This is a genomic window from Vibrio sp. 10N.222.49.C9 (genome assembly GCF_041474985.1).
GTDB lineage: Bacteria > Pseudomonadota > Gammaproteobacteria > Enterobacterales > Vibrionaceae > Vibrio > Vibrio crassostreae_C.
The window spans coordinates 105,573-111,610 of sequence record NZ_JBFRVD010000033.1; the positions used below are offsets into that span (position 1 = coordinate 105,573).

Here is a 6,038-nt window from a genome sequence, read left to right on the forward strand (position 1 = left end):
GCATGGCGAACGTAGGTTACATTCGAGTTAGTACAGCAGAGCAGTCCACCAGCAGACAGTTAGCAGATGTGAAACTGGATAAGGTGTTCGAGGAAAAGGTATCAGCTAAGACAGTAGACAGACCACAGCTACAGGCGTGCTTGGATTATGTCAGGGATGGTGATGTGCTGCATGTTCACAGCCTAGACCGTATCTGTCGTAGCGGTGCAGGTGATGCTGTAGGGCTGGTGGAGCAGATGAACCAGAAAGGTGTATCGGTACAGTTCCACAAGGAAGGAATGAGATTCGATGGCGTAATGAGTGCAGCGCAGAAAGGTGTACTAGGGATACTGGCAGCAGTGGCACAGATGGAAAGGGAATTGATTAAAGAGCGTCAGGCTGAGGGGATAGCAGCAGCGAAGGCAGCTGGTAAACACATAGGTAGACCGAAAGCACAGGTGACGAAAGAGGATGTGCAGAAGCTATTGGATAACGGTGTACCTAAAGCTCAGGCAGCTAAAGAATTAGGGATAGGTAGGGCTACGCTGTATAGATTACTTGATGGGCAATGATGGTATAATGCCTTGAGTATCAAAGACTAGGGATAGTTCAATGCTGGACAAGTTGTTTATCACAAAGCTCAAGAGCGTGCTTGAAGTACCAAAACTTAGGCTAGTACCGAGAAGCGGCAGTGAGGGAGCAGAGGTAGACTGTTACTCTGTTCGTATAAAGCAAGGGGAAGTTAATTACATTGGGGATAGTGTTGATGATAATTCCTTACATGTATTAGCGTGGAGTGAGGAAGACCAAGAGTACAACGTACCAGTTGAGTTTAGTCTGGATGAACTGAGTTCTCTTGTGTTTGAGATTAAGCATTACCATGGTTTGGTTGACCATACTTATTACACGAAGCGAGAGTTCTTATGGTATGAATGTACTAGGTATTACAAGTTAGCATCATTCTATGCACTAGCTAAGTACCGTGTCCCTAAGTTTTTCCATAGTAAGAAACCGCTGAAAAGACCGAATAGAATCAAGGTACTTGAAACGCTTGATAGAATGACAGAAGACAACCCACATAAAGAACTATCAGCTCGAGCAGTTAGTGATGAGTTGTACGGATACATGTCTATCTTTAACAGTAAGCGTAAGGTCAGGGTCGATAGAATCCAACGTATACTTGAATCGCTTGTAGAGTCTGGGGAGTTGAGGGCTAAAGATAGCTTTAATTTTATTGCTAAAGGCAAGTTACTAGTAACGTTAGAGCATCTAAAGGAAGAAAAAGCACGAGAAGACAGAGCTGAGAGTAATGCTGTTTGGATGAGGAGACTTACGGTGATACTAGTTATTACCGCACTTTTTCAATCAGGTCTTGTTCGAACTACTTATTTTTCGAGTATTGATTGGTTGATGCAACCATTGTTAGAGCAAATTGATGTAGCGAAGGAGTGGATGAAGACTATTAGTTAAAATAACCTGTGGCATTTTTGTGAGGCACTAATACAAAAACAGCGCATTCCCAAAAGGCGTTAACCCATTGAAATAACGCTGTTTCCAAACGTTTGGTGGAGCTGGCGGGAGTCGCCTTCAACTGCCTTAAAAAAACAGTGACTTCAATAGGTTAGGGTGTTTGTGAATTTTGAGAATAACCCTTTAGTACCTCATCTTAGTACCATATGAAGCCAGTATCAAGAAGGAAGCTTATTTTCTTAAATAAGGATGTCAGTTCAGCTCTGCTTGTGAGTTGAACTCGCGCCGTGTTTTCAATTTTGTTAGTTTAGCTACCTCAAGCCAATTTATTCTTTTGAAATAATCTGTTACATCATTCGAATTGAACCGCAATATAAACCTAATTTAATATTCACGAACTTCAGCGTTTTCGGCATCTTAATTAGTAATATCAAGTCATTAGGTGTTCGTTACATATATTCAAAGGGAAATAAATGAAAAAGGTGATCTTCTTAGCACTAGGTTCTATTGCTATGTATGGTTGTGGCGATGACTACAATGTACAGCTATCACAACCCCAAAAAGATGTCGACTTCTCACAGGTAAAGGTATATCACCTAGCCGATACGGCTGGAACTCTTTACTCTCCAGAAATCGAAAAGCAATTTAAAGCAATTGGTCTTGCTGCTGACTTAGAGGGTACGATGCAGAGGCTTCATGGTGAGGCTTCAGACTATAAGCTAGAAGAGTTGAAAGTAATAAGGGAAAAATTAACTCTACTTCCAGTATCAGATGAGCTTAAAGTTAAGTTTGATACTGATTTGGATCTTGCAGAAGAGCAAGCTGAAAAAATCTACAAGCATTACGCAGGCAAATACTCGGACGGCAATGTGGAGAAAGCATACCGCCATAAATATCCTGAGTATTTTGCAAAAATTGATGCGAGTGAAAAAAATCTGGCTGAGCGCAACGCTTATCTTAGCGAAAGTAAGAAAGAGTACGATAATTTAGGAAAGCAGGTAAAAGCAAAAAGTAATGAGCTAGTAGCTTACCGTGAAAAAGGTTTGGAAGTCGCCCGTAAGTTCTTTATTAAAAATGAACTTACAATTCCTCTTTCAAATACTAATTTTCAGGCTTATTCAAGCGCATATTTAGATACAAATGCAGAAAATTGCAGCAGTCATAATCGATACAATGCAGAGTACAGGGTTTGCTATACTATCGGATTTGCTAATGACGGCAATGGTCTGAGATCACGTGATGAACAGAAACTAACGAGTGAACAGCTAGATACCTACAATGCGTCTCTGATACCTTTATTTTCTGAGATGAATAAATTAGCTGAAGAACACGCAATTCTTAACGTTCGTCATAAGAAAGCAGATGAAAAACTTAAGAAAGTGACCATACTAGCGGATAACCAATTTGGTACTGAGCGTGATGCAAGGAGAGCGTTTGAGGACGCTCGCCGATCTTTAAATCATAAAACTGTTGGTGGCTATAGCACGCATAGTGGAATTATAGCTCCTGACGCTAACAAGTATAATAGTTCTCATAACAGGGTGTTCGACGAGGTCGCCAAAGAGTTAGATCTTTATGCTGTAGCACCTCTATCATCTTTTAATGCTGAAAATGCATACAAAATTTTCCAAAACCTAGCGAAGTCTACTGATGAAAAGCTGGTAGAAATAAATGTCAATGATAAAGGTCGTTTAGAAATTCCCGTTACGCAAGACGGTGAACCTGCTGAAGGTATTTTTCTGATCAAATACCCTACTAGTAAAAGCGCTATGGAAATCGGTGAATTGAGCTTCGGTTACCCAAACAAAGATGGTCATTTCAAAGCCCGTAGTCAATTTACAACAGCAGTTGATTCAACCAGTATGTATTATCTTGATCGTGCTGGCTCTTATGACTTGAGATTTAATAACTCGGCAGGTATAGAAGAAGGTGATAGCCTCAAAGTTTTTGCTAAGCACCTATCTAGTCGAAATGAAGGCTAGTGTAACGCGAAAAACCCAGAGAGAGCGCCATGAAGGGTGTCACAAAGAATTAGCGAGAAAAATCATAAATACCTAGCGATTAGTTCATTGATTCGCTAAGCCTTCATGAATAGAAAGCGTACATACTATGTAGAACAGTGTGTACGCTTTTTAATACCCACAAAAAGCACTTGCTAGTACCTCTCTATAATCATATATTATCTTCATCCTAGTTGCTTCTTCTAGCTTGTATCCCTACTTACGACAGGCATCACTTCATCTGGTTCAGAAAATATTGAAAAGATCCGCGTATGTCGGTGATTGCGAACACCTCCCTCCAAATCAGAATAAAATATAGCATCACAAAACAATCTTAATCGACAACGTTTTATTTGCATGGTTTATCAAAAAATCATTTAGAAACAAATATTTGCAAATTTATTTTTGTGTCACTGTGTAACTATAAATTAAGGTTCATCGCGGCTTTCCGGGGAAAGCCGCTTTTATCTTCAAGAAGAAGTAGTCGGTATCTCGATACCCATACCCCATTTGCTTGATTAGCTTTATCTTGTTGTTTATCCCTTCTAGGGTGCAGGTGTTTAGCGGATAACTTGCCGATGCGATAATACCGTGAAGATAAGGACTCAGTTTTCGTGCGAACTCTTTCAATGGCTTAATTCCACTCTCTTGTACTTGTGCCCACCAAGCCTCCCAGAGCCCTTTAGCATGTTGCATATTTCGGAGCATTCCGATCAGTCATTTCGGGATTATCCGATCACCCATTTCGGTTTAAACCGATCACTGATTCCGCGATTATCCGATCACTTTTAGCCTAACTCCGAAATCGGTGATCGGAATAGCGAAAACCGCGATCGGAATGCCCGAAATCCTTCCTTTTTCTCTTTTAAATCAATAGCTCGCTATTCTTTACTTCTTAAACAAGAACGTAAGGAAGCGACAATGGCCAAAAAGAGAACTCCAATGAACAAAATCAAAGAGGTATTACGCCTTAAGTACGACTGCGGTCTCTCCAATCGTGGTATCGCTTCTTGCCTGAAACTCGGCCCGTCCACCATATCGGAACTCCTTACTCGCTTTAAACAAAGCCAACTTGGCTGGCCTCTACCCGAAAGTTGCAGCGATGCTGATCTCACGCAAGCGCTGTATCACGGCAAGAAAGCCAGTCGCGATAAAGTCATGCCAGACTTCACTCAATACGCAGTCGAACTCAGACGTAAAGGCATGACAAAGATGTTGTTGTGGCAGGAATACCATGAGCAATATCAAGAACAAGCTTACGCTTACACTCAGTTCTGCGAGCACTTCACTCGTTGGTTCAAAACTCAAAAGCGCAGCATGCGCCAGCTCCATGTGGCAGGTGACAAGCTGTTTATCGATTACTGTGGGCCTCGGCTTCAAGTGGTCAACCCTGATACAGGTGAAGTGCGCGAAGCAGAAGTGTTCGTGGCGACCTTAGGTGCGTCCAATTACACCTATGTTGAAGCCTTCCCGAGTCAAGGTAAGTCTTACTGGTTAGAGGCGCATGCCAATGCGTTCGAGCACTTCGGTGGTGTACCACAGCTCTTGGTTCCCGATAATCTACGTAGCGCGGTCACCAAAGCCAATCGTTATGAGCCGAGACTTAACGACAGTTATCAAAAACTGGCGAATCACTATCAAACCGCAGTGATGCCAGCTCGCCCTTACAAACCGAAAGACAAAGCCAAGGCAGAGAATGCCGTGATCCTAGTGGAACGCTGGATCATGATGCGACTACGACATCAAACCTTCCATACCTTCAAAGAGCTGAACCTTGCCATCCGTGAGCTTATGAATGACTTAAACGAACGTGAGATGAAACAGTATGGTGCGAGCCGCAAAGCGCTGTTCGACAAACTCGATAAGCCAGCGTTAAAGCCGCTACCTAAGCAGCGATACCTCTATACCGAAACCAAGCGAGCCAAGGTTGGGCCTGATTATCACATAGAATATCGCCGCCACTACTACTCGGTGCCACATCAACTTGTTGGTCACCATGTCGAACTGGAAGCCTCCAACCGTCTGGTGCAGATCTACCATCAAGGTAACTTGGTAGCCCAGCATCCACGCAGCCAAAGAGAGCGCGGAAACAGCACCCAACCAGAGCACATGCCGAGTAATCATCAACATCAGAAGTGGTCGCCTGGACGCCTGCTCAACTGGGGAGCCAATATCGGCCCAGCCACACGAGAAGTCATCAATAAGATGCTCTACTCCAAGCCTCATCCAGAGCAGTCGTATCGCTCCTGCCTTGGGCTGCTCAATCTGAGTAAAGCGCATGGCGAGTCGCGCTTAGAGCAAGCCTGTAAAGATGCGCTGATGCTGACAAAACCGAACTACACCTTCATCAACAATCTGCTGAAGAACAATCGTGAAGGACAACTGAGCAAAGACAACACGAGCACGCCGAACCTTGTTCATAGCAATGTCCGTGGCCCGAACTGTTATCACTAGGAGAAATACAAATGAACGCACTGAACGACCAACTCAAAACCCTCCGCTTGAGCCATGCAGTGAAAGCGTTAGAGCAGCAACAAGAACAACTGAGCACCTACGCAGAGCTGGACTTTGTAGTGGTACGCTGAATTT

General features: G+C 43.2%; 4 protein-coding genes and 2 pseudogenes. 5 read left to right on the forward strand and 1 reads right to left on the reverse strand.

Annotated features, from left to right (window positions below; translation table 11 throughout):
- Positions 1-2: 2 nt before the first annotated feature.
- From AB4585_RS15140 to AB4585_RS15150, 3 genes are all read left to right on the forward strand, one after another.
- Positions 3-551, forward strand: a complete 549-nt coding sequence (locus AB4585_RS15140; RefSeq protein ID WP_017059745.1) for a recombinase family protein — start codon at positions 3-5, stop codon at positions 549-551.
- A gap of 40 nt (positions 552-591) precedes the next feature.
- Positions 592-1,449, forward strand: a complete 858-nt coding sequence (locus AB4585_RS15145) for a hypothetical protein (protein ID WP_017059746.1) — start codon at positions 592-594, stop codon at positions 1,447-1,449.
- 473 nt (positions 1,450-1,922) lie between these two features.
- Positions 1,923-3,431, forward strand: coding sequence for a hypothetical protein (locus AB4585_RS15150; protein WP_372154772.1), 1,509 nt, complete (start codon positions 1,923-1,925; stop codon positions 3,429-3,431).
- Positions 3,432-3,884: 453 nt separating this feature from the next.
- Here the strand turns inward: AB4585_RS15150 and AB4585_RS15155 are convergent.
- A pseudogene (locus AB4585_RS15155) lies at positions 3,885-4,124 on the reverse strand (transposase); the annotation flags it as partial.
- Between the two features lie 246 nt (positions 4,125-4,370).
- Between AB4585_RS15155 and istA the strand changes: the two are divergent.
- Entirely contained in the window at positions 4,371-5,903 is a 1,533-nt protein-coding gene (istA, locus tag AB4585_RS15160; protein ID WP_372155763.1) for an IS21 family transposase, read from the forward strand.
- Positions 5,904-5,914: 11 nt separating this feature from the next.
- Positions 5,915-6,019 (forward strand): annotated as a pseudogene (locus tag AB4585_RS15165) (IS21-like element ISVch3 family helper ATPase IstB); the annotation flags it as partial.
- Positions 6,020-6,038 lie beyond the last annotated feature (19 nt).